Origin of the sequence: Thiomicrorhabdus chilensis DSM 12352 (genome assembly GCF_000483485.1) — a bacterium.
GTDB classification, from domain to species: Bacteria; Pseudomonadota; Gammaproteobacteria; order Thiomicrospirales; family Thiomicrospiraceae; genus Thiomicrorhabdus; species Thiomicrorhabdus chilensis.
Map to the genome: position 1 here is coordinate 1,776,320 of NZ_KI519609.1, position 25,094 is coordinate 1,801,413.

The window sequence follows — 25,094 nt, forward strand, 5'->3', positions numbered from 1 at the left end:
AATCAGCTCATGATTAGTTGAAAATCATTTCGATTGCGTTGTCTAGAGTTTGACGAATGTCCGCATCATCCGTGATCGGACGAACCAACGCCATCTTACAGGCTTCGACTGGAGTGATTCCTTGATTGATCAGAGTCGCCGCATAGACCATCAAACGAGTTGAGATTCCTTCATCCAAACCATGACCTTTCAGGTTGCGCGCTGTCTCCCCGATTTGCACCAATTTCTTGGCGGTATCGGCATCAACGCCCCCTTCTTTTTGCAGGATATGCGCTTCGACATCCGGGGCGGCATAATCAAAATCGAGCGCACAGAAACGCTGTTTGGTTGACTGTTTTAAGTCTTTCATCAAAGACTGATAACCCGGGTTATAGGAAATAACCAACTGGAAATCAGGATGGGCTTTAATCAATTCACCCTTTTTATCCAACGACAGTTCACGACGGTGGTCGGTCAAAGCGTGAATCACCACCATGGTGTCCTGGCGTGCTTCCACAATCTCATCCAGATAACAGATTGCGCCATAACGCGCCGCCATCGTCAGAGGCCCGTCCACCCAACGCGTGCCGTTGGCGTCCAACAGGTAACGTCCCACCAAGTCGGACGCAGTAATGTCTTCGTTACAGGAAACGGTAATGATCGGCTTGCCCAATTTCCACGCCATATGCTCAACAAAACGCGATTTACCACATCCCGTCGGCCCTTTTACCATCACCGGTAAACGTGCGCCATAAGCCGCTTCGTAAAGCTCTATCTCATTGGACTGCGCATCGTAAAATGGTTCGTTGTCAATTTTGTATTGTGAAATATCCATATCAGTTCCCCGTAACGTTTATGGTTGATTAAATAATATATTAGAATTTTCTTAAGTCATTTAACGCCACATTCTTAAACAGCACAAGCTAAAAACAGAGTATTAAATAACCTATAAAAAAGGTAGGAATTTTATTTTGGTTTTAAAAAAACCCCTGCTCGAAAGCAGAGGTTTTTCTTGGTTGCTCAAATAAACATTCGTTACCGAATTTCTTATTTGTGAACACCCAATTTCTCTCTCCAACCTGGGTAGATTTTATCTGCATCACCAGGGAAAGATTCGAATGCGCGAGCAAATTCGTTGTGATCTTTAGCGTATTCGATTGGATCTGCACCAGACTTCCAGCAGTCATAAGCTTGAGCCAAAGACTTAGCACCTGCCGCAGGAGAGTCGATGTGACCGTAAGAACCACCACCAGACGTGTTGATGATGTTACCGTGTCCAAGGTTTTCAAAGAAACCAGGTAGACGCAGTGCGTTCATACCACCAGAGATGATCGGCGTAGTCGGCTTCATTCCGTTCCACTTCTGGAAGAATGCTGGGCCTTGTGCTTCATCACGTTCGATCATGTAAGCGATGTTACGGTCGTCCGCTCCACCTTCCATCTTACCGTAACCCATTGTACCCACGTGGATACCAGAAGCACCCTGTAGACGAGAGATCTTAGCCAATACAAAAGCGGTGTAACCACGCTTAGCAGACGGAGAAGTGATTGCTCCGTGACCGGCACGGTGATAGTGCAAGTATTGACCAGGGTAGTTACGACGTGCAGTCGTGATCATACCTGGACCACCTACATAACCATCAACTAGGAACGCAACTTGTGGTGCATCTGGACCAAACGTTTCTAGGATGTAATCTGCACGGTAGCACATTTCGTGGTGATCATCTGCAGTGATGTTTGCAGAGAACAATTTAGCTTCACCCGTCTCATCCTGGGCACGACGCATAGCGTCAACCACTTTAGGAATCACTTCTTTCATTGGACAGAATACTTGGTTACCTTGTGGTTCATCATTCTTGATGAAATCACCACCTAGCCAGAACTGGTATGCAGCGTCTGCAAACGGCTCAGGACGTAGACCAAGCTTAGGCTTGATGATCGTACCCGCGATGTAACCACCGTTGTCTTTATCACGACCAAGCATTTTCCACATGTTAGTGATGTCTACCGCAGGACCGTCAAACAGGTGCAGTTTGGTTTCTGGAACCCAGAAATCGAACATCTGAAGGTTCTTAACATCACCCATACCTTGGTTGTTACCAATTGCAAGAGTTAAGAAAGAAACCAACATGGTCTTACCGTCGATTCCGTTACGGTCAAACAAATCAAACGGATAAGCCACTTTCATGATGCCGTTTGCTTCGTCGATGTCATAAACAAGTGCATCAACACCTTTTGTGAAATCATCTGTCGTACAAACTTCAACGTTAGTACCGGTTGAAGATTCAGCAGCGATGTGAGCAGCTACTTCTAGGTAACCGTAACCAGCGGCTGGTTCCATAGTGTAAGCCACAAGAATGTGGTTCTGACCTGCAACTAGGTCTTCTTCTTTCAAAGACAAGTCAGCATAACGATTAGACTGATCCATTTTTCTTACCTCAAGTATAGGGATGCGCAATCCTTGGGATTTGGCGATCCTTAATTTTTAGTCAAATCAAAGCACATTGATTTAACCCCGAAAACAGAGGCTATTATAGAGAACGGATAGATAAACTCAAATCAATAATTTTGATTAAATTGATAGATAAAGGTCTATACTCTATAGGAGAGCTAACTCAGCTTATCGAAGGCCTGGTCACTGAGCGACTTACCTTCTATTTTCAATAGCTTAATTAGTTCTTCGGCGGCAATGGACAGCACTTTTCCATTTGGATAGGCCAAATACCAGTATCGATGGATGGGAAAACCCTTCACTTTCAAAATCGCAATCTCACCACGATTAATCTCATTCATCATGGTCGGTACCGAGGCCACGGTAATGCCCAAGTTTTGCAACAATCCCAACCGAATGGCTTCATTACCGCCAAGTACCATCTTCACTCTTGGCTGATAATTGAAATCATGGAACACCTTTTCTACCTGAGCGCGAATCCCCGAGCCAGTTTCACGCATTAAAAACGGCTCATCTTTCAAATCCTCGACAGAAAGGCTTTTACCCACCAAGGGGTGATTGGCATTGGCCAAAAAAGCCAACGGATTAATCGCCAAAGGATCGGAATTGACATTCAACCCTTCCGGCGGCTGGCCTAAGAGATAAAAATCGTCTTTATTTTTTGCGATGCGATCCAGCAACGTCTCTTTATTGCCGACACGCATCAACACGGTCACATCCGGATAGGCTTGGGTAAACTCCTGAATCACTTTGGGAACAAAGTATTGCGCAGTCGAAATGACCGACAGCTTAACGCTTCCGCCGGAAAACCCCTTGAGATGATCAATTTTCTGTTCGGCCATCGACAGCTTAATCAAAATCGCCTCAGCGGCCTCATACAGCGCTTGACCTGCCGGCGTTAAATAAACCTTGCGGCCAATCTGTTCAAACAAAGGAGCATCAAGAACTTCTGAGAGTTTTTTAACCTGCATCGAGACTGTGGGCTGGGTAAGGTGCAACTCCTTGGCCGCTTTGGTGAAACTTTGATTGCGTGCAATGCTCTCAAATACCTGTAACTGCCGCAAAGTGGCATTTCTGGCTAAAATCGACTCTTTTTCAGGCATTGTGTGTCCTCTTTCTTACCAGACTGATAATGCCATCTTACCCCAGGCCTGCCGGTTTTCAAAAATCACGTTTCCACCTGATAAACCAACTTACCGACAATCTTGCGCACCAAAGGCCCAACAAACATCACAATCGGAAACGCGACCACAAACGCCGACAACCAGGCATGCATCCAAACCTTGATAAAATTTTCCGGCAATCCTAGATTAAGTGCGGTGATCACCGCCGACATTAAAAAAGACATAAACAAAGCCATAAAAAAGGCCATCAAAACAGGTTGGTATTTGGGGTGAAACATCAAAGATCCTAAACGAATAAAAAGGCCTCTGCTCACTTCAAAACGTTTGCAAAGACCCCAGAAAACAAAAAAGCCGAGCCGATCTAATGTAATCCGGCTCGACTCAAAATATTGTAACGCTTAACGGTTTGAAAAAGTTATTTTCTAACCCCTTCAATGTGCAGCTCCAAAAACACCTCCGCTGAAGCCGGCCCAAGGTCTTTGCTGATTTTATAATCCGCCAATTTAAATGAGGTTGTACCGCTAAAACCACTTCTGTACCCACCCCAAGGATCTTTACCTTCTCCAATCTTATGAGCCTCAATCACCATATTGCGGGTCACCCCGTTTAAAGTAAACTGGCCTTTGACCTGCATCGAGTCATCGCCTCCGGTAATGGTGGTACTCACAAACTTCGCTTCGGGAAACTTCTTCACATTCAAAAAATCCGCACTGCGCAGATGCTTGTCGCGCTCCGCATGATTGGTACTGACACTGGCAGTGTCGATTTTCACACTGATACGACTGTTGCTAAGGGTGTCGGCATCATAGACATAATCACCCGAAAACTTCTCAAAACGCCCGGTTAACCAACTGTAACCCAAGTGCTGGATCTTAAAATTAACCGAAGCATGCATGCCAGGGGTATCAATAGAGTACTCCACTGGTGCAGCCATAACCGTTGGTGAAACCGCCAGCATTGAGGCGCTCAGACCGAGCGATAATCCAAAACTTTGTAACTTGTTCATTGTTGTCTCCACATGATTGTCATTAAAATTAAAATCCATAAACTATTGAGAATCCGAACCGGGACGCAACATACGCATCAAAGTCTTATCCCGGTCGATAAAGTGATGTTTCAAAGCACCCAAGGCATGCAAGCCCACTAAGGTCATCAAGCCATACGCCAGCCACTCATGAACCTCTCCGGCCACATCCGCTTGGCCTTCAAAGGCTTGCAACCAAGCGGGGACATTAAACCAGTCAAACACACTGACTCCCTGACCTTCGGCGGTTGAAATAAGATAACCACTGATCCCTAAAGCGAAGACCAGCACGTACAAGACTCCGTGCACCATCCCTGCCACAAAATTCAACTTTGCATTTTTGGATAGCGGTTTGGGCTTAGGATTGAGTCGTACCCAGATAAAACGCAACACCATCATCATCACCAACAGCACCCCAATCGATTTATGAATAAAGGGGGCATCGTGATACCAGTTGGAATAGTAATCCAATTCCACCATCCATACCCCCAATGCAAACAGCGAAAATAGGGCTGCGGCAAGCATCCAATGCAAACTAATTGAGATCCAACCGTAACGGTCTGGGGTATTTTTAAAAAGCATATCAAAACTGACTTTATTGAATTCTTGAGGTGATCTTACAAACGCTAGGCTCTTAGAAAAACAGACTAAAGTTGAAAACACTGTTGCTAAAGAAAGAACAATATAGAAAACCGATTAGACATAAAAAAACCAGCAGGCCTGCTGGTTTTTTTAAAGATGAAAACGGAAGTTTGATTAACCGCGATCGTGGCCTTCGCCAATGAATTCTATCTGGTAACCGTCCGGATCCTCGGCAAACGCGATAATGGTCGTTCCGGCATTCATTGGCCCCGCTTCACGGATGATCTTACCGCCCGCCTGCTTAATCGCTTCTGCGGTCTCGTACACGTCGGGCACTTCGATTGCGATATGCCCGTAACCGCTTCCCAAGTCGTAAGAGTCCTCCCCCCAGTTATAGGTGAGTTCCAAAACGGTATTCTCCTCTTCGTTGCCATAACCCAAAAAAGCCAGAGTAAACTCACCGGCTGGATAATCCTTTTGGCGCAATAATTTCATACCCAACACCTGAGTATAAAAATCGATTGATTTCTGTAAATTTCCGACGCGCAACATAGTATGTAAAATTCGCATTTTCTCTCCTTTAAACTGTTTGGCATTGACGCCCAGACCTGTCGGGCGTCAATGAATGACTCTTAAACCTTGACCGCATCCAACGCTTGCTCGATGTCGGCAATGATATCGTCGATGTGTTCAATCCCGATCGACAAGCGCACCAAGTCTTCAGAAACTCCGGCCTGCTGAAGTTCCGCCGGGCTTAACTGACGGTGAGTGGTGGTCGCCGGATGGCACGCCAGCGACTTGGCATCGCCGATGTTCACCAAACGTAAAATCATCTTCAAGGCATCAATGAATTGACCACCCGCTTCACGCCCACCTTTAATGCCAAAGCTCAAAATGCCCGATGCCTGTCCTTTGGTGATCTTCTGGCAGATGGCATGGTACTTGTCGTTCGGTAAAGCGGCATAGTTTACCCACGAAACTTTAGGGTGGTTCTGCAAATACTCAGCGGCTTTCAGAGCATTTTCGCAGTGGCGCTCCATGCGTAATCCAAGCGTTTCCAATCCCTGCATAATCAAAAAGGCACTGTGCGGTGCCAGAGCGGCACCGGTATTACGCAAAGGCACCACACGACAACGTGCAATAAACGCCGCAGCCCCGATATCACGGGTATAGATCACACCGTGGTAAGAAGGATCCGGTTCATTAAGCATCGGGAAGCGCTTGGCATTGGCCACCCAGTCAAACTTTCCGGAATCGACAATCGCCCCTCCCAGGGTGGTTCCATGACCGCCAATGAACTTGGTCAGAGAATGAATGACGATATCCGCACCGAACTCAAAAGGTTTACAAAGGTATGGCGTCGCAACGGTATTGTCGACCATCAAAGGAACACCATGTTTGTTGGCGATTTCGGCAAGTTTGGCGATGTCCACCACATTACCGGCCGGATTGCCGATTGATTCACAAAAAATCGCCCGTGTATTTTCATCAATCGCTTTTTCAAAGCCCTCAAAATCATCCGCCTGGATCATGCGCACCTCAATCCCCTGTCTGGGGAAAGTATGCGCAAACAAATTATAGGTACCACCATAAAGCTGACTGGTGCTGACAATGTTATCGCCCGCCTGTGCAATCGCCTGAATCGCATAGGTAATCGCCGACATACCGGATGCCACTGCCAAAGCCGCCACTCCGCCTTCCATTTCAGCCACACGACTTTCCAGTACCGCCGTAGTCGGATTCATGATGCGCGTATAGATGTTTCCAGGCACTTTCAAATCGAATAGGTCGGCACCGTGCTGAGTGTCATCAAATGTATAAGATGTGGTCTGGTAAATTGGCACTGCGGCGGATTTGGTGGTCGGCTCCGATTCATAACCATGATGGAGAGCGATTGATTCAAGCTTCATTGCTTATCCTCTTAATTTTCAATATTATTTTATGGCTTATTATCTTGCTTTTTAAGCACTTCAAAAACGTACCTTCGACCATGCTAGTTTGATTCAAAAAATCTGTCAAACTTAAATATCATCACAATAGGTTCAACGCCAAAACATTATGTTAACGCACACCTCGATAGGCCAGAACAAACGCTATCGCCACAAAAAACGCGCTGAGCCCATAGGCCAGTTGCGCATGCCCGTAGCTCCAGGCATAACCCGCCATCAGCATGCCTATTGCGCCACCCAAACCATGACTGCTGGCCGCGAAAATCGCTTGGCCTTTGCCGTGATGACGGCCACGAAAATAATCATCGATCAGATGAATCGCGGCGGCATGAAACAGGCCAAAACTAGCGGCATGCAATAACTGTGCAACCAACATCCATTCCAGACTGCTCGCCAAATGTGCATTCATCAACCAGCGAATGAAGGTTAAAGCGACACTGATTAAAATCAGAAGCCGCACCGCATAGGCTTTAAACAAACGCGCCATATAAAAAAACACGCCAATCTCGGCGATGACACCCAAGGCCCACAACCAGGCGATGGTGGTCTTGTCGTAGCCCAACTCACTTAAATGAATGGTAAAAAATGCATAATAAACGCCGTGGGAAAGCTGAACCAAAAAGGCCACCACCAACAGGTGCCAAACCTTTGTCTGTTTCAGAATGTCGCCAAATCCGGAATTCTGTTCCAGATGAAATTTTGGCTGGCCATCACTGACCAGGTAAGCGGTCAACCAGACAGCCAACATCAAGCCCAACAAATCCCAAGGCAACCAAGCCACCGAGAAATGTTCAATTTGCCAGCCGATGGCAAGCACCGCAAAAATAAAACCGACCGACCCCCAAAGACGAATTTCACCATAACGGTGTTTTTCATCTCCCAGACAACCAAACGTATAGGATTCAAATTGCGGCAAGGAAGCGTGCCAAAAGAAGCTGAAAAACAGAATCGTCAGCAGCAATGGCCAAAAGCTCTCAAACACCAACAGTCCAAGGCCGCTGATCAGGGTCAAGCCGGTGGCCAAACGCACCCATTTAATGGACAATCCGGAGCGGTCGGCCAGCCAACCCCAGAGGTTAGGGGCAATCACTTTGGTCGCCAACAACACCCCCATCAACTGACCGATTTCAACCGGGGTAAAGGCAAGCGATTGGAAATACAGTCCCAGGTAAGGCAACAACGCACCCAAAACCGCAAAATAGAAAAAATAATGCATGGACAGTCTGGAATAGACTGTCTTATAGGAGTGATGAGAGGGAGAGTCTGCCCCTTTATTCGCCGGCATGCGCCAGATCAACAATCGGTGCCACCACGTCGCCGTTCTGGGCACGGTTGCGCATAAAATGATCCAGTAGCACGATTGCTATCTGTGCTTCGGCGATTGGCGTGGCGCGGATGCCCACACATGGATCGTGACGGCCTTTGGTGACCATTTCGATGGCTTCGCCGTCGGTATTGATGCTCTTGCCTGGCGTCATAATACTTGACGTCGGTTTCAAGGCGATGTGCGCGACAATCTCCTGACCGGTCGAGATACCGCCTAAAATCCCGCCGGAATGATTTGATGCAAACCCTTGCGGTGTCATTTCATCACGGTGTTCGGTTCCCAACTGCCCCGCCACCGCAAAACCGTCGCCGATTTCCACGCCTTTGACTGCGTTAATACTCATTAAGGCGTGTGCCAAATCGGCATCTAAACGATCAAACACCGGCTCGCCCAATCCAACCGGAACGTTTTTGGCAACGATGCTGATCTTGGCACCGACCGAATCCTTCTGCTTCAAGAGGTTATCCATGTAAACCCGAATCTCTTCGCGTTTGCTTTCATCCGGACAAAAATACTCGTTGTCGTTATCAAACGGCCAGCTCACGTTTTCAACAGTGATCGGTCCGAGCTGTGAAAGAAAGCCTTTTACTTCGATTCCCAGGCGCTCTTTCAGATACTTCTTGGCAATCGCACCCGCCGCAACGCGCATCGCCGTTTCACGCGCCGAAGAACGTCCGCCGCCACGGTAATCGCGCAGGCCGTATTTCTGAGTGTAAGTGTAGTCGGCGTGAGACGGACGAAAGGTTTGCGCCACTTTCGAATAATCCTTGGAACGCTGGTCTTTGTTATGAATGATCATTCCGATCGGCGTCCCGGTGGTCTTGCCCTCAAACACGCCCGAAAGAATCTGCACTTCGTCGTCTTCGCGGCGCGCCGTGGCATGTTTTGAGGTACCCGGCTTGCGGCGATCCAATTCAACCTGAATGTCCGCCTCGCTCAATTCCAAGCCTGGAGGACAGCCGTCCACAATACAGCCCAGCGCGATACCATGGCTTTCTCCAAAGGTAGTGACGCGAAAATTTTGTCCAATCGTATTGCCCGACATAAGTGTACTTCTCTAAGATTCGTTATAATCGGTGTATTCTACCTAAAAACCCCTTAAAAGTAATGACCCAAAACGACGATTCCAACGCCTTTTCAACAACTTCATCCGACTGGCAGGACTTCGATTGGCAAGCCTCCTGCCCTTTTATCTGGCAACATAAGGTGAAAGCCGACGAGTTGGATTTTCTCAATCATGTCAACAACAAGAGTTATCTGGCGTGGATGGAACAGGTGGCGTGGAAACACAGCCAATCGGTCGGCATCAATCATGACACCCAAAAACGACTCAACCGTATTATGGCGGTATACGAAAACTGCATGCAGTACAAAGCAAGTTGCTATCTGGGGGATGAATTGTTGATCGGCACCTGGGTGGGAGAACAAAAAGGCTGTTGTTTGAGAACCCGGAATTTCCAGATCATTCGCAAACGCGACGGCAAAACCGTGTTTACCGCACAGGCCACCTACGTCTGCATAGACCTGAAAAAGCACAAACCCAAACCGATTCCCAAAGCGTTTATCGAACCATATCAAAACTGATCGATTTCGACAGGCCTGTCGAAAATGAAAACAGCAGAAAAGGACTTATTCCTTAAGCTTGATGCTCAATTCGCCCTCTTTGACCGAAACATTCTCCACCCCTTCGGAAAAATTCTTCCAGAAACCGGGGTCGGCACCGAATTCATTGACCAGATCGACATTCTTGAGGTTGCCCAACCAGGCATTCGGAATCGGCACGCCCATCAGACTGACGCCTTTGAGCTTAACAATCGGCTTTCCATTCCGGTAAGCCAATTCCGCACCGGCGTGAAAGCGCAAGGTCTTGCCGCCCAAAATAGGAAAATCCTCTTCCATCGGCATCAACACCTTGACACTGAGCAAGTCATCGGACAAATCCACCGCGACCTTTTTCGCCAAATCGGTGTTTTTGGCCAGCATCGCATTCAATTCACGCTCACTGAACAACACCTCACGTTTGGCCCCTACCTCTGTGTAGGCTTCGGGCTTCAGATTGCCCTGCTCGTCATACTCACTGACCTCAAATCCGACGGCTTTCAATTTGGCATTAAGCAACTGTTCTTCTTGAGGTTTCAGCTCAACCGGAGTGAACGATTTCAGGAAAATCGTCTGGCTCAGAATCCAATAGGTCAAACCGGTGGTGAGCAGAATAGACCCCAGTACGATCCACACCACTTTAAGGGGGCTGATACCTGAACTCAGATTTTCACGGCTTTCTTCTGGCTTATCCTTGGCTTCAAGATTCATGCGATTTCCTGTCACTACCTGATTAAATGAATAGATTGGTTGACTTTGCCAGATTCGCTTTCTTCGGATTGGGTATTTTTAGGGAAGGAATTCAGGTCTTTGGTATATTGAATGACCCGCTTTTGAGCGCGGATATAATCCCGATTGCTGATTTCTAAACTCTGCATGGACAGAAGCGCTCGCTGGCGCACTTCGTCGGTCAGATAAAGGTTGTCTTCCGCTTCGGCCACGACCATGCGTGCAACGTTCAACATATTAATTAATTCGTAAGCCAGATTCCGGCCATCAGGACATTTGGCCGGTTCGCCCTGCTGAAAAAGAATCCCCGAATAAACGTAATTCTTGACGTGCCATTTTTTAGCGACATAAACGCCAATGCAACTACTGGTGGTGCCAAATAGTTCCATTTCCTTTTGAGTCGAAAGGGAAGGCGTCATCAAACTGACCAGATAACACTCTTTGCAAGCCGTAGGATTATATTGATTGAGTGCGATGTAACCCGCATTGTAAAGCAACCCATAAAGGTAAGCGTCTCCCGACTTGACCCCTTCCACCCCACTGGCGAGATCCGACATGGCAGTGGCAATCTTAATGGCATGGTTGATGATGGTTTCGTTCTCTTTATTGGATTGAAAACTGAACTCAATGGCACTGGAAAAGAAAACGGTGAACACCCCTTTAGTTCCCAAGATATCGACGGCCTGACGGGCGGATTGAATTTCTTTTTTGGAGATGAAACTGGCGACGGCAATGAATTTGGTAAATAGCCGAGGATTACGGTTAATGCACTTGGCTATCACATTGACATCGGGATCCGGCCTCATGGATTCCTCTTGAAGTTGAGCGACTTCATTGGAAATTTTGGGCAGTTTGACCTTATTCAAAATAGAGGCGGCGATTGCGAGCTTGTCTTTCACAACTGTGTTTTCATAATTTAAAAGCGGGAATTATCTGTTTGAATTTAAAACAAGTATATAGAATTTTATGACATTTTGATGACAGTTAAATCATTTTCCCTAAAGGTCACTCAAGATGCTCTTATTTAAGTAATTAATACTACTTATCAAACTATATCTCATTACATAAACCGGGTTCAGGCAGGTGATTTTAGTAACCCCACCCATTCTTAAAATGGGCAGGCCTGTCTAAAACACAGAGGAAGGGGGGTCAGATCAATAGAACTCGTATAGCTGGCGATCGTTATCCGGCTCCATCCACGACTTGAGGAGATGACGCGCAAACTCCGGCTGAATCGGGCGGGCATTGTCCCCCATCAATTCATTCAGTTGCTGGATTTGGCGTGCGGAGGCTTCAATGGGATGTTTGAAGACAACCCAATAAACCCCTTCCGAACACGGTGGTGTAGTCAAAGAGCCGCTGTACTTGTAAAACTCGGTATTGGCGGGCAGAAAATTAACCGGATTGAGCTTTAGGTCTTCATAAATCTCTTGCTTGCCTACCTCTTTAGGCAGACGCTTCAAAATGCCGTTCAGGTATGGATTGGTTTCACCTTCCTGAAACAGCACCCCCAGCACCGCCAGGTTACCGTCGCCGTCCTTATGCACAAAATGCATCTCCATCGGATATGCAAAACCTTCCTTATGGTGCTCACTTGGCGTATGGAAATGGTACTGCAACAGTTCATAACGATGGTTGCCAAGTTTGATGTAACTGCCCAACGGATAGTTGACCTGAACACTGTGGCCGTTGTTGACAATCTTCAACGGCACGTCACGATAGACGATGTCCAGCCCGGGCAAGCCTTGAGTCCCGATAGCAGCGGCATCACGCAAATCAATCGGAGATTGGTTACGGCCGGTTTTACAGGTTTGATTTTCAGGCGTAAGCTCTCCCCAAAAACGCGGCCCGGTCTCGCCCGAATAACTCCAGTGAACCGCATGAGAGGATTCATTTTTTGCCGCTTTCTCATCGATTTTCGCCTCATCACTGGCGGAAGTTTCTTTGTTTTCAACCGGCTTTTTGTCATCATCTTCTGGCTGTTCGGTCTTTTTGATTTTAGCCAGTTCGGCACCCAAATCCACCAAAGGTTTATCGGCTTTCTCAGCCGCCCAGGCACTGTTAACGGCGGGGAAAAACATCAACAGGCCCAACAAAACGATAGAAAAACTGAATGAAAAAGGTAAAACGAGATCACGTCTCATGCAAAGCTCCAACTAATATTTAACGCGGCGACCGCAATCAATAAACAATCATTACCCGGGCTTAAGCAAATAACCGGCCAGTATTGAAATGACGGAAACCCGTCACCATCAGATCAAGCCTAAAGACACCGATTTTTCAAGGTTGAACACGTGCCTCGAGAATTTCCTGAAAAACATCCAACTCGCTTTTATGGATAGCAAAGACGCCCTCCCCACCCTGTTCAAACTCAAACCAGTAAAACGGCAATTCCGGATAGGCCTGTTCCAGATAAAACTGCGATACGCCCACTTCCACGATCAGCACACCCTCTTCGGTCAGATGTTCGGCCGCCTCAGCCAAAATCCGCCGCACCAGATCCAGCCCATCTTCTCCAGCCGCCAGACCCAATTGAGGTTCCTGCTGGAATTCATCCGGCAAAGCATTCATCTCGATCTCATCTACATAGGGCGGATTGGAGAGAATCAAATCGTATTTCTGGCCTTGAAGATTGCTGAACAGATCGGATTCAACCGCACGCACCGTTTCGTTCAGGTCATAAAGATCGATATTCTGCTGGGCAACCGCCAAAGCCTGCGGAGAAATATCCGCCAGATCCACCTGCGCATAAGGCAAAGCCTGAAGCGATGCAATGCCGATGCAACCACTGCCGGTGCATAAATCCAACACTCGGTGTACCTGTTCGACCTCAATCCAGTTTTGAAACTCTGTGGCAATCAGTTCGGCGATGGGCGAACGCGGTACCAGCGTTGATTCATTAACGATAAAACGCATGCCCGCAAACCAAGCTTCACCGGTCAAATAAGCGGTCGGTTTGCGCGATTCAATGCGATGTTTGAACAGTTCGGTGACCTGACGTTTCTCTTCCGGCGACAGTCTCGCCTGCCAATAGGTTTCCGGAACCTGCTGCGGCAAATTAAGCGCATAAAACACCAGCACACGTGCATCGTCAAACGCATTGTCGGTACCGTGTCCAAAAAACAGCTTGGCGCGTTTGAACAACGAACCGCCCCAGCGCACAAAATCGATGACCGTTTCCAAGCCATCGTACTGATAATTGATATTCGTCACTGGATCTATCCTTTTTTGAGCGCGTGTTTGGGACGAAAGGCTTTCACAAAGGCTTCATCGGTTTGCAAATAAGGCCCTTCGATCAGATCCACACAATATGGAACCGCCGGAAAGACCGCTTCCAGACATTCGCCGATGGCAGACGGCTTACCGGGCAGATTGATGATCAGGCACGCGCCGCGTGTTCCGGCGATCTGTCTGGAGAGAATGGCAGTCGGCACATATTGCAAGGAGACCGCGCGCATCTGTTCGGCAAAACCATCCAGGATTTTATCGCACACTGCGGCGGTCGCTTCCGGTGTCACATCGCGTTTGGCCGGGCCGGTTCCACCGGTGGTCAAGATCAAGCAACAGCCTTGCTCGTCCGCCATCTTTTTCAAGGTGGATTCAATCAGTTCCTGTTCGTCTTCAATGACTTGAGCGACAGGTGTCCAATCATTGGTTAGGGCCTGATCGATCCAAGCCTGCATCGCCGGCCCACCCAAATCTTCGTACTCTCCGCGACTGGCTCGATCGGAAACCGTGACAAACCCAATTTTTATTTCATCTTTTTGCATTTTGAATCCTTGAATCTGAGAAGCATTGTCCGCATATAATACTCTAAATTCTCCTACAATTACGAATAAGAAGCCTGATGACAGATAGTAGCCAAACGCCAGAAAACGCCATAGAAACAGACAGCGAAAACTCAGAATCTCAGGTGCAAACAGAGCCTTCTTCAGAATCCACTTCAACCACATCGGCAACACCGCAAGACGGCGACGGTGAAATGGACATTTTGGACGGCGAACACATTGCCAAGGATTCCGAACCTAAAGCCCAGTTGCCGGCCAAACCCAATCTGACCCTGCCCAGTGAAATTTATCTGTTGCCGGTCAAAGAACGCCCGTTCTTTCCGGGACAGCAACTTCCGGTTCTGCTCAACAAAGAGGCCTGGCAGGAAACCTTTGAAGCCATCCAGGATCGTGGTTACAAGTACATCGGCATGATTTACGTCAACCACGAAGACCATGAAAAAGCGCCTCCGGAGAGCTTCTCGGCCGTGGGAACACTGGTGCGTATCCACGAGCCCAAAATGCGCGAAGATTTCATTCAGCTGATTGCCGAAGGGGTTCAGCGTTTTAAAATCGAACACTGGCTATCCGATTCCGCGCCTTATAAAGCGCAGGTCAGCTATCCGGCGGACATCAAAACCGGCACGCAAAAAGAGTTCAAAGCCTACGGTCTGGCAATCATGAACGCCTTCCGCGAACTGTTACCGCTTAATCCGTTATACAGTGAAGAACTGAAATATTTCCTCAACCGTTACAGTCCCAGTGAACCCGCGCATTTGGCCGACTTTGCCGCCAGTCTGACCACCGCGGATAATCATAAGTTGCAAGATGTCCTGGAGACCTTCGACCTGGTGGAACGCCTTGAAAAAGTGCTGACCCTGTTCAAGCAGGAAATTGAAGTCACCAAACTGCAGTTCAATATCCGCGAACGCGTTGAAGAAAACCTCAGCGAACAGCAGCGTGATTTCTTCTTACGCCAACAACTTGATGAAATTCAAAAAGAGCTGGGCATCGTCAAAGACGACCAGACACTCGATACCGACCGCTTTCGGGAACGCATGCAAACTCTCGAACTCAGCGAGGAAGCCCTTAAAAAAGCCAACGAAGAGCTCGACAAGCTCTCCATGCTCGATCCGCAGTCCCCGGAATACAATGTGGCGCGCAACTGGCTTGACTGGTTGACCTTATTGCCTTGGGGCAAACACAGCAAGGACATCCTTGACCTGAAACGTGCCAGAAAGATTCTCGACAAGGGGCATGACGGTCTGGAAGACGTCAAAGACCGTATCAGTGAGTTTTTGGCGGTCGGTGCGTTGAAAGGAGAGATTTCCGGCTCGATCATCTGTCTGGTGGGGCCGCCCGGCGTAGGGAAAACCTCCATCGGCCGTTCTATCGCCGACGCCTTAGGACGGAATTTCTATCGTTTCTCGGTTGGAGGCATGCGCGACGAGGCCGAAATCAAAGGCCATCGACGTACTTACGTGGGTGCAATGCCTGGGAAATTCATTCAGGCACTCAAAGATTGTGAAACCTCCAATCCGGTGATCATGCTCGATGAAATCGATAAGATCGGCGCGTCCTATCACGGCGATCCGGCTTCGGCTTTGCTTGAAGTGCTGGATCCGGAACAGAACCATGAATTCATGGATCATTTCATGGATGTGCGCTTTGACCTATCCAAAGCAGTCTTTATCTGTACCGCCAATACGCTGGACACTATCCCAAGCCCTTTGCTGGATCGCATGGAAGTGATTCGCCTGTCGGGTTACATCACCGAAGAGAAGATTCAAATCGCTAAGCACCACCTGTGGCCACACCTGTTGAAAGAGGCCGGTCTCAGCAAAGAGCAGGTGCAAATCACCGCGCCTGCGATCCGCCATGTGATTGAAGGTTATGCGCGTGAAGCCGGGGTGCGTAACCTCAAAAAACAACTGGCCAAACTGGTGCGCAAACTCGCACTGAAATTTGTCACCGGGGAGATCGAATCGGCCCGCATTCACGTCAGCGAACTCGAAGAGATGCTGGGGCAACCGCGCTTTACACCGGAAAAAATGAACCAGCAATTGGGCACCGTGACTGGTTTGGCCTGGACCTCCATGGGAGGTGCGACCCTGACCATTGAAGCAAGTCGTGTGCACACCCTGAATCGCGGCTTCAAACTCTCCGGACAACTCGGTGATGTGATGCAGGAATCGGCGGGCATCGCTTACAGCTTTATCTCCTCCAATCTGGATAAATACAAAGCCGATCCGGAGTTTTTCGACAAGGCGTTTGTGCATCTGCACGTGCCCGACGGCGCCACACCCAAAGACGGCCCAAGCGCCGGGGTGACCATGGCGACCGCCCTGCTCTCGTTGGCACGTGACGAAGCCATCAAAACGCCGTTGGCGATGACCGGTGAGCTCAGTCTGACCGGCCAGGTCTTGCCGGTGGGTGGCATTCGCGAAAAGGTCATTGCCGCCAAACGCATCGGCATCAAGGAACTGATTCTGCCTTTTGAAAACAAAAAGGATTTTGAAGAGCTGCCGGACTATCTGCAGGAAGGCATGAAAGTGCATTTTGCCAAGCATTTTGACGATGTGGCCAAACTGACCTTTAACATTCGTGCCAAATCCTTGGCATTAAAAGTCTATAAAGCCAAACAAAAAGAGAATGAAGAAACTTCGACAGAGGACTCACACGCCCATCATTAGGCATTGTTTGAATGCTTGAACTGCATCACTCAAAATGAACAGGCCTGGTTGTTTTAAGATTCAACCAGGCCTGTTCATTTTCAAATGTTAAAAAAGTGTTCTCTGGATGATGCTATCCGCAACAAAGAAGTGTCCGAAGAGCCTGATTTTCAATCCTTGAACGTATAGGACATCAAAGCGGTACGGATCTCCGTCACCACCTCGGTAGGAATCATCAACTCCTCAATGCCGTCCATCTCATAACGACGCATTTCATCGCCTCGATACGCCCCCAAAGAGATTTCAGACACGATGGCATTGGCGATTTTGATCATGGCCACCATGGATCGCACCTTATCGTTTTGAATGCGTGAACAGCTGGCATTGTGATGCAGCATGATGGCGTTGATGATGTCGATCGGCAAATGCCATTTTTTACCGATCAACACGCCCAACATGGCGTGATTGGTGTCGTACTCTTTCTCTTCTTTGGCAATGATCGAAATCGGCAAAGAGATGGAGTTTCTGAACAGCGGCTCATAACGTCGCTCGTTTTTAGTGGCCAACAACAAGGCGCCGGAATTGTGGAAAAGCCCCAACATGTAGGCCTCGTCGCGTGTCACCCCTTCCACCCACTCGGCAATATCGGCCATGCAGAAAGCCACATCGACACTGTGATCCATGATGTCTTTAAACAGGCCTTTTTTACCGAACATATTTTTCAAGGCCGAGGAGACCAGCAGATTATAGATATTATCCAATCCCAATACATTGACGGCGTCGCGGATCGAATGACAAGGCTCCCGAAGTTTCATCACCGGCGAATTGACTATACGCATCAACTCACCCGACAAAGTGGTGTTTTTCTCGATGATTTCTGCCACCGTGCTGATGTTGACAAACTTACTTTTGATCTCCTGTTCCAGCTGCAATACTTCATCCGGCAATTCCGGAATTTTAATTCCACGAATCGCCAACATCGCCTTTTGTAGTTTTTCTTGCATAGGTCAGATCATGTATTCAAAAGTTAATGGGGAGAATTATAAAGCAAACTCATTGTAAAGCACGATAATACGCTCTGCAGGCGCTTTGATAAAGACTTAATTATGCTGGCGTCAATTAAAAAGGATGATGGCCGCATAAATACATAACGGATTTAATCTGATTGTCACAAAAATTACCTACACTAAAATGCGTTTTTTCATCGACAAACCACAAGGTAATGCACAATATGCGCTTATTAGAGAATATTTCCATCCAGAAAAGGTTATGGATCAACTTATTTATCGGTCTAATATTTCTCACAGCCGTATTTCTCTCGGCACGCCTGGCTTTCATTGAAGTCAATCAAAGCGCTAACAAATTATCTGACATCCAGAAAAGCCAAACCGTCAAAATCGCCCAATTCCAGACGAAGTTCTCCACAACCTCACTTCAAATGAACAAATATATCCGCAGTATGAGTCAGGAGGACAATGAAAGCTTCAACCGTCAGATCGATGAATTGAAAGAACTCAACCTCTCCTTAAAATCTTTGGGGGAAGAACAACAGCCAATCCAACAAGCCGACAGTGAAGAAGGGGCTCTCTCCCCAACAAACACAGACGAAACACAACAGCAAACAGCGCAGGAACAAGCTGCCGAGTCAACTGCCGAGCCCGCAGAAGAATCAACCGGTCAAGTTGCCGAGAAACAAGACACCCTGCTTGACGTCGATGAAATGGATGTTCTATTGATGAACATGAAAAAATCGGCCAACTCTTCGGTATTCCTGAAACAACAGATTGACGAAACCTTGGAATACGGCATCGAACCAAGCGTCGAAAAAATTCAAACAAACATCAAACAACTCATGGCCATTGAAGACCTTGAAGAAGAAACCAAAGAACAATTCAGTGAAATCTTGCGTCGCCTGGATTCGTCTCAAACGACCTTGTTCAAAATGCTCTCTTCAGGCGACCTCACCCTGAAAGAAGCCTTCCACAATAAAGGGTTAGGAGATTCCAGCAATGAGCTTTTCGAAGGCTTGAACGAGCGCTTTTCTGCCGATTTCATCAATCAGGATACCTTTTCGGAAGTCTATTCCGGCTGGGAAGGATATTACGAGTCTTTCAGTGACATGAGAGATTACCTGCGCACGGTTTCAATGAACAACCAAAGCATCAACAAGCTTTCGACCCGTGCCAACGAGCTGTTGCACTTGGCCACCCAGAAAATCGACCAGCAGACCAGCGGCCAGATTGAGGCATTAAACGGACTCAGCGAGTCTAAAACCGCGCAGATCACCATCGGAAGCGCCGTGGCGTTGTTATTCATGCTGCTGTTGAATTTCTTTCTGGTCAAATCCATTACCACTCCGCTTTCACGAATGAAAAAGCAAGTCATGGACATTGCGGAAAACGGCACTTTCCAGGCTTGGAAAATCCCCTACGGCCGTAACGAATTGACCGAGATGGGCGCCAGCATCCAGACTTTACTGGACTCGGTCTCCACCGCGACCAGCGAAATCACACAAGTCAGTCAAGCATTAGCCGACGGTCAATTCTCGGCAAGAATGGTCGGCGAATACAAAGGCGACTTGAACAGTCTTGAAAAATCGTTCAACGGCAGTTTGCAGGGCATAGTCTCGACTTTCCAGGCTATCAACCAAGCCAGTACGGATTTGGCTCAAGGAAAACTGGATGCCGACATCCAATTAGAAGCCTTCCACGGTGATTACCATCATTTGATGACGAATCTGCAACAGGCTATTCAGGTGCAGAAAGAGTCGATCAGTTCCGTTATTCAAGTCATGCAGGGAATGACGCAAGGTGACTTCAGTCAACGTATCGAAATTGAACTGCCTGGCGAATACACCCGTTTGAAACAATACTTGAACGACTCTCTGGACAGCCTTGAACACTCCATCGACACTAAAAACAACATCCTCGACAATTACAAACAGGGTGACTTCTCCTACCAGACCGAAGTGGTCTTCAACGGCAAGCTCAATGAACTCAAAAGCAATATGGATCGCATGGCGTTCAGCATCAGCGACATGCTACATACCGTTAAACAAGCATCATCCGATGCGGTAAACGGCGTAGAAGAAATCAGCACCGGCAATCAAGACTTGAATCGTCGCGTTCAGAATCAGGCGGCGTCCATCCAGAAAACCAGCCAACACATGGATCAAATGGCGCAAAGTGTCACTCAGTCGCTGCAGCAGGCCAGCGATGTCAACGGCGTCAGCCATGCGGTCAAACAGACCATTGAACAAGGCAACCGTGTGGTTGCAGAAATGGATCAAGCAATGCAAGGGATTTTCAGTGCCAGCCAGGAAATCGGCGAAATCACCCAAATCATCGACAGCATCGCTTTCCAGACGAACTTGCTGGCTTTGAATGCGGCCGTAGAGGCGGCGCGTGCCGGTGAAGCCGGGCGCGGCTTTGCGGTAGTGGCCGGCGAAGTGCGCTCTTTGGCCCAGAAATCGGCGGATGCCGCCAAACAGATCCGCACGGTTTCAGAAAGCAGCATGGAAAAAGTGGAAAGCGGCATCAAACTGAGCCGCATGACTACCGAGACGTTTGAAGAGAACAGTAAAGCGATTGAACAGGTTTCATCAATGGTCGCCGAAATGCATGAAAGCCTGCAATTGCAAACGCACGGCATCCAGGAAGTCAGTCATGCGCTTAATGAAATTGACGATGCCACGCAGCAAAACGCGGCACTGGTCGAAGAGATCGCCACCACCTCGGCCAATATCATCGATCAGGTTCGCAATCTGGAGGAGTCGGTGAAAACCTTCACAATCCTTGAAGCCAAGAACGACTTTCTGCCGGCCCCATCCGACAGTTCGGTTTCCGTAGCCTGATTGGGTCACTTTGCTAACTGGGCTAAGCGCCTGAATCAGCCGTTTTATTCATTTGAGAGGCCGCGCTTGACGGCAAGGCCTTCTCGATCAATGGCCAAACCCGTTGCAAAATCAAAGGCTGGGCATCCGCATTAGGATGTAAACCATCAAACTGCATCAAGTCCGGGTCCAAAGCCACCGTTTCAATGAAAAACGGATCAAAAACAAGCTGATTGCGTTGCGCCAAACTCTGATACATCAGTTGCAACTGGCGATCATAGGCCGGACCGTAATTGGTTGGCAAACGGATTCCCAGCAACACCACCCTGCATTGGGGCTTGGCCGTTTGGCATAAATCAATCATGACCTGCAGGTTCTGTTGGCTGACCTGCAAATTCTGCCCTCGCAAAGCATCATTGGCGCCCAATTCCAAAATCAGCACGTTTGGTTGATGCGTTTTCAGCAATGCCGGCAGACGCTGTTTGCCACCCGAGGTGGTCTCCCCGCTGATGCTGGCATTGATGACATTAAGCTGAGGCCGTTTGCTTTGCATTAATGCGACCCAACCCAAATCCTGATCCATGCCATAAGCGGCACTGAGACTGTCACCAAACACCAGTAAAACCGGCTTTTCAGATAGCACAGATGCGTCTTGCGAATTCGCCACGCTTAGACTAGGATAAAGGTTGATTCCCATCCCTAAAAACAGCCAGAGAATATGACCTCTCCAAGCCCAAAAATTTCGACCTTTCACTCAGCCAACGCTCCTGTTATTGAACTGCAAAATGTGCATTATCAGATTCCATCCGATCAAACCCTATTGGATATCATAAAAGCCTGCAACCTGAGTGTCCAGTCTGAAGAAACCGTGGCCATAGTCGGTCGTTCCGGCTCCGGAAAATCAACTCTACTGGCTTTGATGGCCGGGCTTGAAAAACCGACAAATGGCCAAATTCGTTTGCTGGGCCAATCTCTGGAAACCTGTTCGGAAGATGAGCGAGCCCAGATTCGCGCGCAACAGGTAGGCTTTATTTTCCAGAACTTTCAATTAATGCCGAGCATGACCGCACTTGAAAACATTCTGATGCCACTCGAGTTGTTTGATCTGCCCGATGCCAAACAAAAAGCGAAGCAAGCGCTTGAGCAGGTCGGCCTTAGCCACCGCGCAAACCACAGGCCTGCCGAACTTTCCGGAGGTGAACAACAACGCGTGGCGATTGCCCGAGCCTTCGTCACCGAACCCAAGGTTTTGTTTGCCGACGAACCGACCGGCAACCTGGATGAGGAGACCGCTTTGCAGATTCAAGGCCTGTTGTTCGACCTCAACCGCAACCTCAACACCACCTTGATTCTGGTGACGCATGACTCGCAATTCGCCAACCGGTGCGACCGGGTTTTACATTTAACCCAGGGTCACCTCAGTGAATCGGCTTCTTCCGGGACGGAAATCGACCATGCGTGAATTCTTTGAAGACAGCCGGACCGCTTCCAAATGGTTTTTCCGCAGTCTCAAAAAAGGCGATTGGGTCTGGTTGATTCTGGCGGTCATCATCGCCAGCACCACCGTGACTCTGGTCAAGCAATTGGGCGAAACCGTGCAACAGAGCATGTTACGCAAAGCGGCCGAATCTCTGGGCGCGGATTTGGTGATCCGCAGCAGCCGTCCCATAGAAGCTCAATGGCAAGAGCATGCCCATGAGTTGGGTTTGAAGAGTGCGCAGACCACTTCGGTGGTGACCATGGCGCTGGCCAATAACAATTTCCAGCTGGTGCAGCTTAAGGCCATTTCCGCCGATTACCCGCTTAGAGGACAGATCGAATCGGCATCCGAACAACCGCTTCAACCTTTGATCCCATCTACGTCTAAACCGCTAACCCCCAATCGCATCTGGGTAGAGCCCAAGCTTTTGAGCCTGATGCAAATCAGTCAGAAGGACACAGTCACCCTCGGTAATCTGGATTTTCAAATCGCCGGCAGTGTGCTTAACAAACAGGGCATCGGCCCGATGGGCGGATTTGCCCCACAGGTCCTGATGTCCGAACAACGTTTGGCGCAAACCGGGTTAATTGGCCCCGGAAGCCGAGTAACCTACGAACTGCAGGTGGCAGGATCGGCCAATCAAATCAAGCAGTTTTCAGAACAGCTGAGCAAACAGAACAACCCGCACTGGCAGATTTTGTCAGCCCAGGCCCCGACCGAAGACTTAGCGCAATCACTGGATACCGCTTGGCTGTTCCTTGATCTTTCCGCCCTGTCTGCGGTGTTGGTCGCGGGCATGTCGATATTGATCGCCAGCCGCTTCTATCTGAATCGATGGCAAAGCAGCATGGCCCTGTTAAGGGCGCTCGGTGCCAGCAATGCCAAAATGCAACGTCTGTTTGCGATGCAATTGAGCTGGATTGCCCTGTTCAGCAGCAGTATCGGCATTCTCATTGGCTACGGGCTTTTCTGGTTGTTACTGCCCGTCATTGGCCATTACTTTCAACCCTTAGTGGTGCCCAGCGCGATGCCCGCCATGGTGACCGGTTTTATCAGCGGCTTGTTGGTCTTATGGAGCTTTGCCTGGCAGGCGTTCCAAACCGCCGTAAAAACCTCCCCCATGCAAGTGCTGAAGTCGGTGCCCAGAACCCCCAACGGCATCCACTGGTTCATCAGCTTTGCACTGCTACTGGGATTGATCAGTCTCATGTTAGGACTGGATTCCCTGAGCTGGATTTTGGCAGGCTTGGTTGTCATCAGTCTAGCCCTGCTAGGGAGTGCAATCGGCCTGCTCAAACTGATGGCCATTTGGCAGGTAAACAGTCGCGGCTGGTTGCGCATCGCCCTATCCAACCTGCTCAAAGAATCCGGACTGGTCAAGATTCAATTGGTGTCGGTAGGCATGGTGCTGTTTGTGCTGATGTTGATGACCTTTGTGCGTCAGGATCTGCTGCAAAACTGGCAGGCCTCCCTTCCTGCCAACACCCCTAATACCTTTGTGATGAACATACAGCCGGAGCAGAAAGACGCGGTGCAGTCGATTCTGGCCGAAAAACAGCTCTCTCCCCAACTGGTGCCGATGGTGCGCGGTCGGCTCACCGCCATCAACCAAACCGCCCTATTAGCCAACCAACAGAGCGAAGACCGAGCACGCCGCATGCTGGAGCGCGAAGCCAATGTGGCCATCTTGAAAGAAATACCGTCTCACAACGAGGTGTTGGCAAACTGGGATAAGCCACTTGACTATCCCAGGGTATCGGTTGAGGAAGGCATGGCCGAACTTTTCAATATTCAGCTTGGCGATGTGCTGACCTTCAATTTTGCCGGACAAGCTTGGCAATACCAGGTGAACTCTCTGCGCAAAGTCGAATGGCAAAGTTTTCAGCTAAACTTTTTCTTCATTTTGGAACCGGTAGAGGACCGGGCCTTGCCAATTTCATACATCGGAAACTTTTATTTGGCCGATGAAGCGGCCGCTTCCGACAAGCCCGCTGCCAGAGAAGATGCCAGCGCCCTCACCTCAAACCCCGCTGCGCAATTGACCAGACAACTGGCGCAGGCCACACCCGGCGTATTGTTGATTGATGTGCGCCAGATCATGCAGCAGATTCAGGAGATCATGAGACAAGCCAGCTGGGCGGTTTCGGGGCTTTATGGTTTTACCCTGCTGGCCAGTATCGGCGTGCTCTTTACCGCCACGCTCGCCAGTCAGCAGGCGCGCATTCAGAGTTGGCTGTTGCTTAGAACGCTGGGCGCGAGAACCCGTGAAATCGTCAAGATCGGCTTGACCGAATTTGTATTATTAGGCGGTTTGGCAGGTTTATTAGCAGCCAGTTTTGCGCAATTGGCGAGTCTGTTGATCAGTCACTTCCTGCTCAAAACCGAACCGAGTCTCGACCTGAACTTGTGGCTGTTGAGTATTGTCAGTGGTAGCGGATTGCTGCTTTTGATTGGATTGGCCACTCAATACAGTTTTTTAAGAAAAAGCCCGCAACAGCTCAAACTGTACTTGAATACGCACTGACGTGGATAAACAGAAAAGATATGTTCGTGTTTGAAAATCTGGCAAAGACTCTCAA

Annotated in this window: 22 protein-coding genes; 5 read left to right on the forward strand and 17 right to left on the reverse strand. The window is 48.8% G+C overall.

What is annotated here, in order from left to right:
- Positions 1-13 precede the first annotated feature (13 nt).
- The 10 genes from B076_RS0108515 to aroC form a co-directional block, all read right to left on the reverse strand.
- The gene (locus tag B076_RS0108515) at positions 14-814 is read right to left on the reverse strand and encodes a CbbQ/NirQ/NorQ/GpvN family protein (RefSeq protein ID WP_028486930.1); all 801 of its coding nucleotides are present in this window, start codon (positions 812-814) and stop codon (positions 14-16) included.
- 212 nt (positions 815-1,026) lie between these two features.
- Positions 1,027-2,406, reverse strand: coding sequence for a ribulose-bisphosphate carboxylase (locus B076_RS0108520; protein ID WP_028486931.1), 1,380 nt, complete (start codon positions 2,404-2,406; stop codon positions 1,027-1,029).
- A 182-nt stretch (positions 2,407-2,588) separates the two neighbouring features.
- Positions 2,589-3,533: a LysR family transcriptional regulator gene (locus tag B076_RS0108525; protein WP_028486932.1), complete on the reverse strand. Its 945-nt coding sequence runs from the start codon at positions 3,531-3,533 to the stop codon at positions 2,589-2,591.
- A 65-nt stretch (positions 3,534-3,598) separates the two neighbouring features.
- Positions 3,599-3,832: a DUF2798 domain-containing protein gene (locus tag B076_RS0108530; protein ID WP_028486933.1), complete on the reverse strand. Its 234-nt coding sequence runs from the start codon at positions 3,830-3,832 to the stop codon at positions 3,599-3,601.
- A 137-nt stretch (positions 3,833-3,969) separates the two neighbouring features.
- Positions 3,970-4,560 (reverse strand): YceI family protein, encoded by a 591-nt coding sequence (locus tag B076_RS0108535; RefSeq protein ID WP_028486934.1) that lies wholly within the window; start codon positions 4,558-4,560, stop codon positions 3,970-3,972.
- A 42-nt stretch (positions 4,561-4,602) separates the two neighbouring features.
- Entirely contained in the window at positions 4,603-5,160 is a 558-nt protein-coding gene (locus B076_RS0108540; RefSeq protein WP_028486935.1) for a cytochrome b, read from the reverse strand.
- A 174-nt stretch (positions 5,161-5,334) separates the two neighbouring features.
- Entirely contained in the window at positions 5,335-5,730 is a 396-nt protein-coding gene (gene gloA / locus B076_RS0108545; protein WP_028486936.1) for a lactoylglutathione lyase, read from the reverse strand.
- 62 nt (positions 5,731-5,792) lie between these two features.
- Positions 5,793-7,070 carry an O-acetylhomoserine aminocarboxypropyltransferase/cysteine synthase family protein gene (locus B076_RS0108550; RefSeq protein WP_028486937.1) on the reverse strand — a complete coding sequence of 426 codons (1,278 nt, stop codon included), beginning with the start codon at positions 7,068-7,070 and terminating at the stop codon, positions 5,793-5,795.
- A 151-nt stretch (positions 7,071-7,221) separates the two neighbouring features.
- Positions 7,222-8,394, reverse strand: coding sequence for an MFS transporter (locus tag B076_RS0108555; RefSeq protein ID WP_051347264.1), 1,173 nt, complete (start codon positions 8,392-8,394; stop codon positions 7,222-7,224).
- Complete coding sequence (aroC, locus tag B076_RS0108560) at positions 8,381-9,481, reverse strand: chorismate synthase (RefSeq protein WP_028486939.1); 1,101 nt, start codon at positions 9,479-9,481, stop codon at positions 8,381-8,383. Before aroC ends, B076_RS0108555 begins: the two co-directional genes overlap by 14 nt.
- A 62-nt stretch (positions 9,482-9,543) precedes the next feature.
- Here aroC and B076_RS0108565 point away from each other — a divergent pair, with 62 nt between their 5' ends.
- Positions 9,544-10,020 carry an acyl-CoA thioesterase gene (locus tag B076_RS0108565; protein ID WP_084205742.1) on the forward strand — a complete coding sequence of 159 codons (477 nt, stop codon included), beginning with the start codon at positions 9,544-9,546 and terminating at the stop codon, positions 10,018-10,020.
- A 45-nt stretch (positions 10,021-10,065) separates the two neighbouring features.
- Here the strand turns inward: B076_RS0108565 and B076_RS0108570 are convergent, their stop codons facing one another.
- The 5 genes from B076_RS0108570 to mog all read right to left on the reverse strand — a co-directional run bounded on the left by B076_RS0108570 (position 10,066) and on the right by mog (position 14,534).
- Positions 10,066-10,746, reverse strand: a complete 681-nt coding sequence (locus B076_RS0108570; RefSeq protein ID WP_051347265.1) for a hypothetical protein — start codon at positions 10,744-10,746, stop codon at positions 10,066-10,068.
- Between the two features lie 14 nt (positions 10,747-10,760).
- The gene (locus B076_RS0108575) at positions 10,761-11,663 is read right to left on the reverse strand and encodes an HDOD domain-containing protein (protein ID WP_028486942.1); all 903 of its coding nucleotides are present in this window, start codon (positions 11,661-11,663) and stop codon (positions 10,761-10,763) included.
- Between the two features lie 255 nt (positions 11,664-11,918).
- The gene (locus B076_RS12540; RefSeq protein WP_051347266.1) at positions 11,919-12,908 is read right to left on the reverse strand and encodes a carbonic anhydrase; all 990 of its coding nucleotides are present in this window, start codon (positions 12,906-12,908) and stop codon (positions 11,919-11,921) included.
- A gap of 136 nt (positions 12,909-13,044) precedes the next feature.
- Positions 13,045-13,977, reverse strand: a complete 933-nt coding sequence (gene prmB, locus B076_RS0108585) for a 50S ribosomal protein L3 N(5)-glutamine methyltransferase (RefSeq protein ID WP_028486943.1) — start codon at positions 13,975-13,977, stop codon at positions 13,045-13,047.
- Between the two features lie 5 nt (positions 13,978-13,982).
- The gene (gene mog, locus B076_RS0108590; RefSeq protein WP_028486944.1) at positions 13,983-14,534 is read right to left on the reverse strand and encodes a molybdopterin adenylyltransferase; all 552 of its coding nucleotides are present in this window, start codon (positions 14,532-14,534) and stop codon (positions 13,983-13,985) included.
- Between the two features lie 77 nt (positions 14,535-14,611).
- Between mog and lon the strand changes: the two genes are divergently transcribed.
- Positions 14,612-17,224 (forward strand): endopeptidase La, encoded by a 2,613-nt coding sequence (gene lon / locus B076_RS0108595; protein ID WP_028486945.1) that lies wholly within the window; start codon positions 14,612-14,614, stop codon positions 17,222-17,224.
- A 149-nt stretch (positions 17,225-17,373) separates the two neighbouring features.
- Here lon and B076_RS0108600 read toward each other — a convergent pair whose 3' ends face one another.
- On the reverse strand, positions 17,374-18,207 hold the full coding sequence (locus B076_RS0108600) for an HDOD domain-containing protein (RefSeq protein WP_028486946.1): 834 nt from the start codon (positions 18,205-18,207) through the stop codon (positions 17,374-17,376).
- 227 nt (positions 18,208-18,434) lie between these two features.
- On the opposite strand from B076_RS0108600, the gene B076_RS0108605 reads away from it, so the two are divergent.
- Positions 18,435-21,056: a methyl-accepting chemotaxis protein gene (locus B076_RS0108605; RefSeq protein WP_169721412.1), complete on the forward strand. Its 2,622-nt coding sequence runs from the start codon at positions 18,435-18,437 to the stop codon at positions 21,054-21,056.
- A gap of 22 nt (positions 21,057-21,078) precedes the next feature.
- On the opposite strand, the gene B076_RS12545 is transcribed toward B076_RS0108605, so the two are convergent.
- Complete coding sequence (locus B076_RS12545; RefSeq protein WP_245566344.1) at positions 21,079-21,702, reverse strand: arylesterase; 624 nt, start codon at positions 21,700-21,702, stop codon at positions 21,079-21,081.
- Between the two features lie 51 nt (positions 21,703-21,753).
- Here B076_RS12545 and B076_RS0108615 point away from each other — a divergent pair, with 51 nt between their 5' ends.
- The gene (locus tag B076_RS0108615) at positions 21,754-22,497 is read left to right on the forward strand and encodes an ABC transporter ATP-binding protein (RefSeq protein WP_028486948.1); all 744 of its coding nucleotides are present in this window, start codon (positions 21,754-21,756) and stop codon (positions 22,495-22,497) included.
- The gene (locus B076_RS0108620; RefSeq protein ID WP_028486949.1) at positions 22,490-25,039 is read left to right on the forward strand and encodes an ABC transporter permease; all 2,550 of its coding nucleotides are present in this window, start codon (positions 22,490-22,492) and stop codon (positions 25,037-25,039) included. Before B076_RS0108615 ends, B076_RS0108620 begins: the two co-directional genes overlap by 8 nt.
- The last annotated feature ends 55 nt before the right edge of the window (positions 25,040-25,094 follow it).

Coding starts and splice junctions, on each gene's coding strand:
- lon (WP_028486945.1), top strand. CDS start 14,612: ATGACAGATAGTAGCCAAACGCCAGAAAACGCCATAGAAACAGACAGC.
- B076_RS0108570 (WP_051347265.1), bottom strand. CDS start 10,746: ATGAATCTTGAAGCCAAGGATAAGCCAGAAGAAAGCCGTGAAAATCTG.
- B076_RS0108565 (WP_084205742.1), top strand. CDS start 9,544: ATGACCCAAAACGACGATTCCAACGCCTTTTCAACAACTTCATCCGAC.
- gloA (WP_028486936.1), bottom strand. CDS start 5,730: ATGCGAATTTTACATACTATGTTGCGCGTCGGAAATTTACAGAAATCA.
- B076_RS0108530 (WP_028486933.1), bottom strand. CDS start 3,832: ATGTTTCACCCCAAATACCAACCTGTTTTGATGGCCTTTTTTATGGCT.
- B076_RS0108555 (WP_051347264.1), bottom strand. CDS start 8,394: ATGCCGGCGAATAAAGGGGCAGACTCTCCCTCTCATCACTCCTATAAG.
- B076_RS0108520 (WP_028486931.1), bottom strand. CDS start 2,406: ATGGATCAGTCTAATCGTTATGCTGACTTGTCTTTGAAAGAAGAAGAC.
- mog (WP_028486944.1), bottom strand. CDS start 14,534: ATGCAAAAAGATGAAATAAAAATTGGGTTTGTCACGGTTTCCGATCGA.
- B076_RS0108620 (WP_028486949.1), top strand. CDS start 22,490: ATGCGTGAATTCTTTGAAGACAGCCGGACCGCTTCCAAATGGTTTTTC.
- B076_RS0108615 (WP_028486948.1), top strand. CDS start 21,754: ATGACCTCTCCAAGCCCAAAAATTTCGACCTTTCACTCAGCCAACGCT.
- B076_RS0108515 (WP_028486930.1), bottom strand. CDS start 814: ATGGATATTTCACAATACAAAATTGACAACGAACCATTTTACGATGCG.
- B076_RS0108605 (WP_169721412.1), top strand. CDS start 18,435: ATGCGCTTATTAGAGAATATTTCCATCCAGAAAAGGTTATGGATCAAC.
- B076_RS0108550 (WP_028486937.1), bottom strand. CDS start 7,070: ATGAAGCTTGAATCAATCGCTCTCCATCATGGTTATGAATCGGAGCCG.
- B076_RS0108535 (WP_028486934.1), bottom strand. CDS start 4,560: ATGAACAAGTTACAAAGTTTTGGATTATCGCTCGGTCTGAGCGCCTCA.
- B076_RS12540 (WP_051347266.1), bottom strand. CDS start 12,908: ATGAGACGTGATCTCGTTTTACCTTTTTCATTCAGTTTTTCTATCGTT.
- B076_RS0108600 (WP_028486946.1), bottom strand. CDS start 18,207: ATGCAAGAAAAACTACAAAAGGCGATGTTGGCGATTCGTGGAATTAAA.
- B076_RS0108540 (WP_028486935.1), bottom strand. CDS start 5,160: ATGCTTTTTAAAAATACCCCAGACCGTTACGGTTGGATCTCAATTAGT.
- aroC (WP_028486939.1), bottom strand. CDS start 9,481: ATGTCGGGCAATACGATTGGACAAAATTTTCGCGTCACTACCTTTGGA.
- B076_RS0108525 (WP_028486932.1), bottom strand. CDS start 3,533: ATGCCTGAAAAAGAGTCGATTTTAGCCAGAAATGCCACTTTGCGGCAG.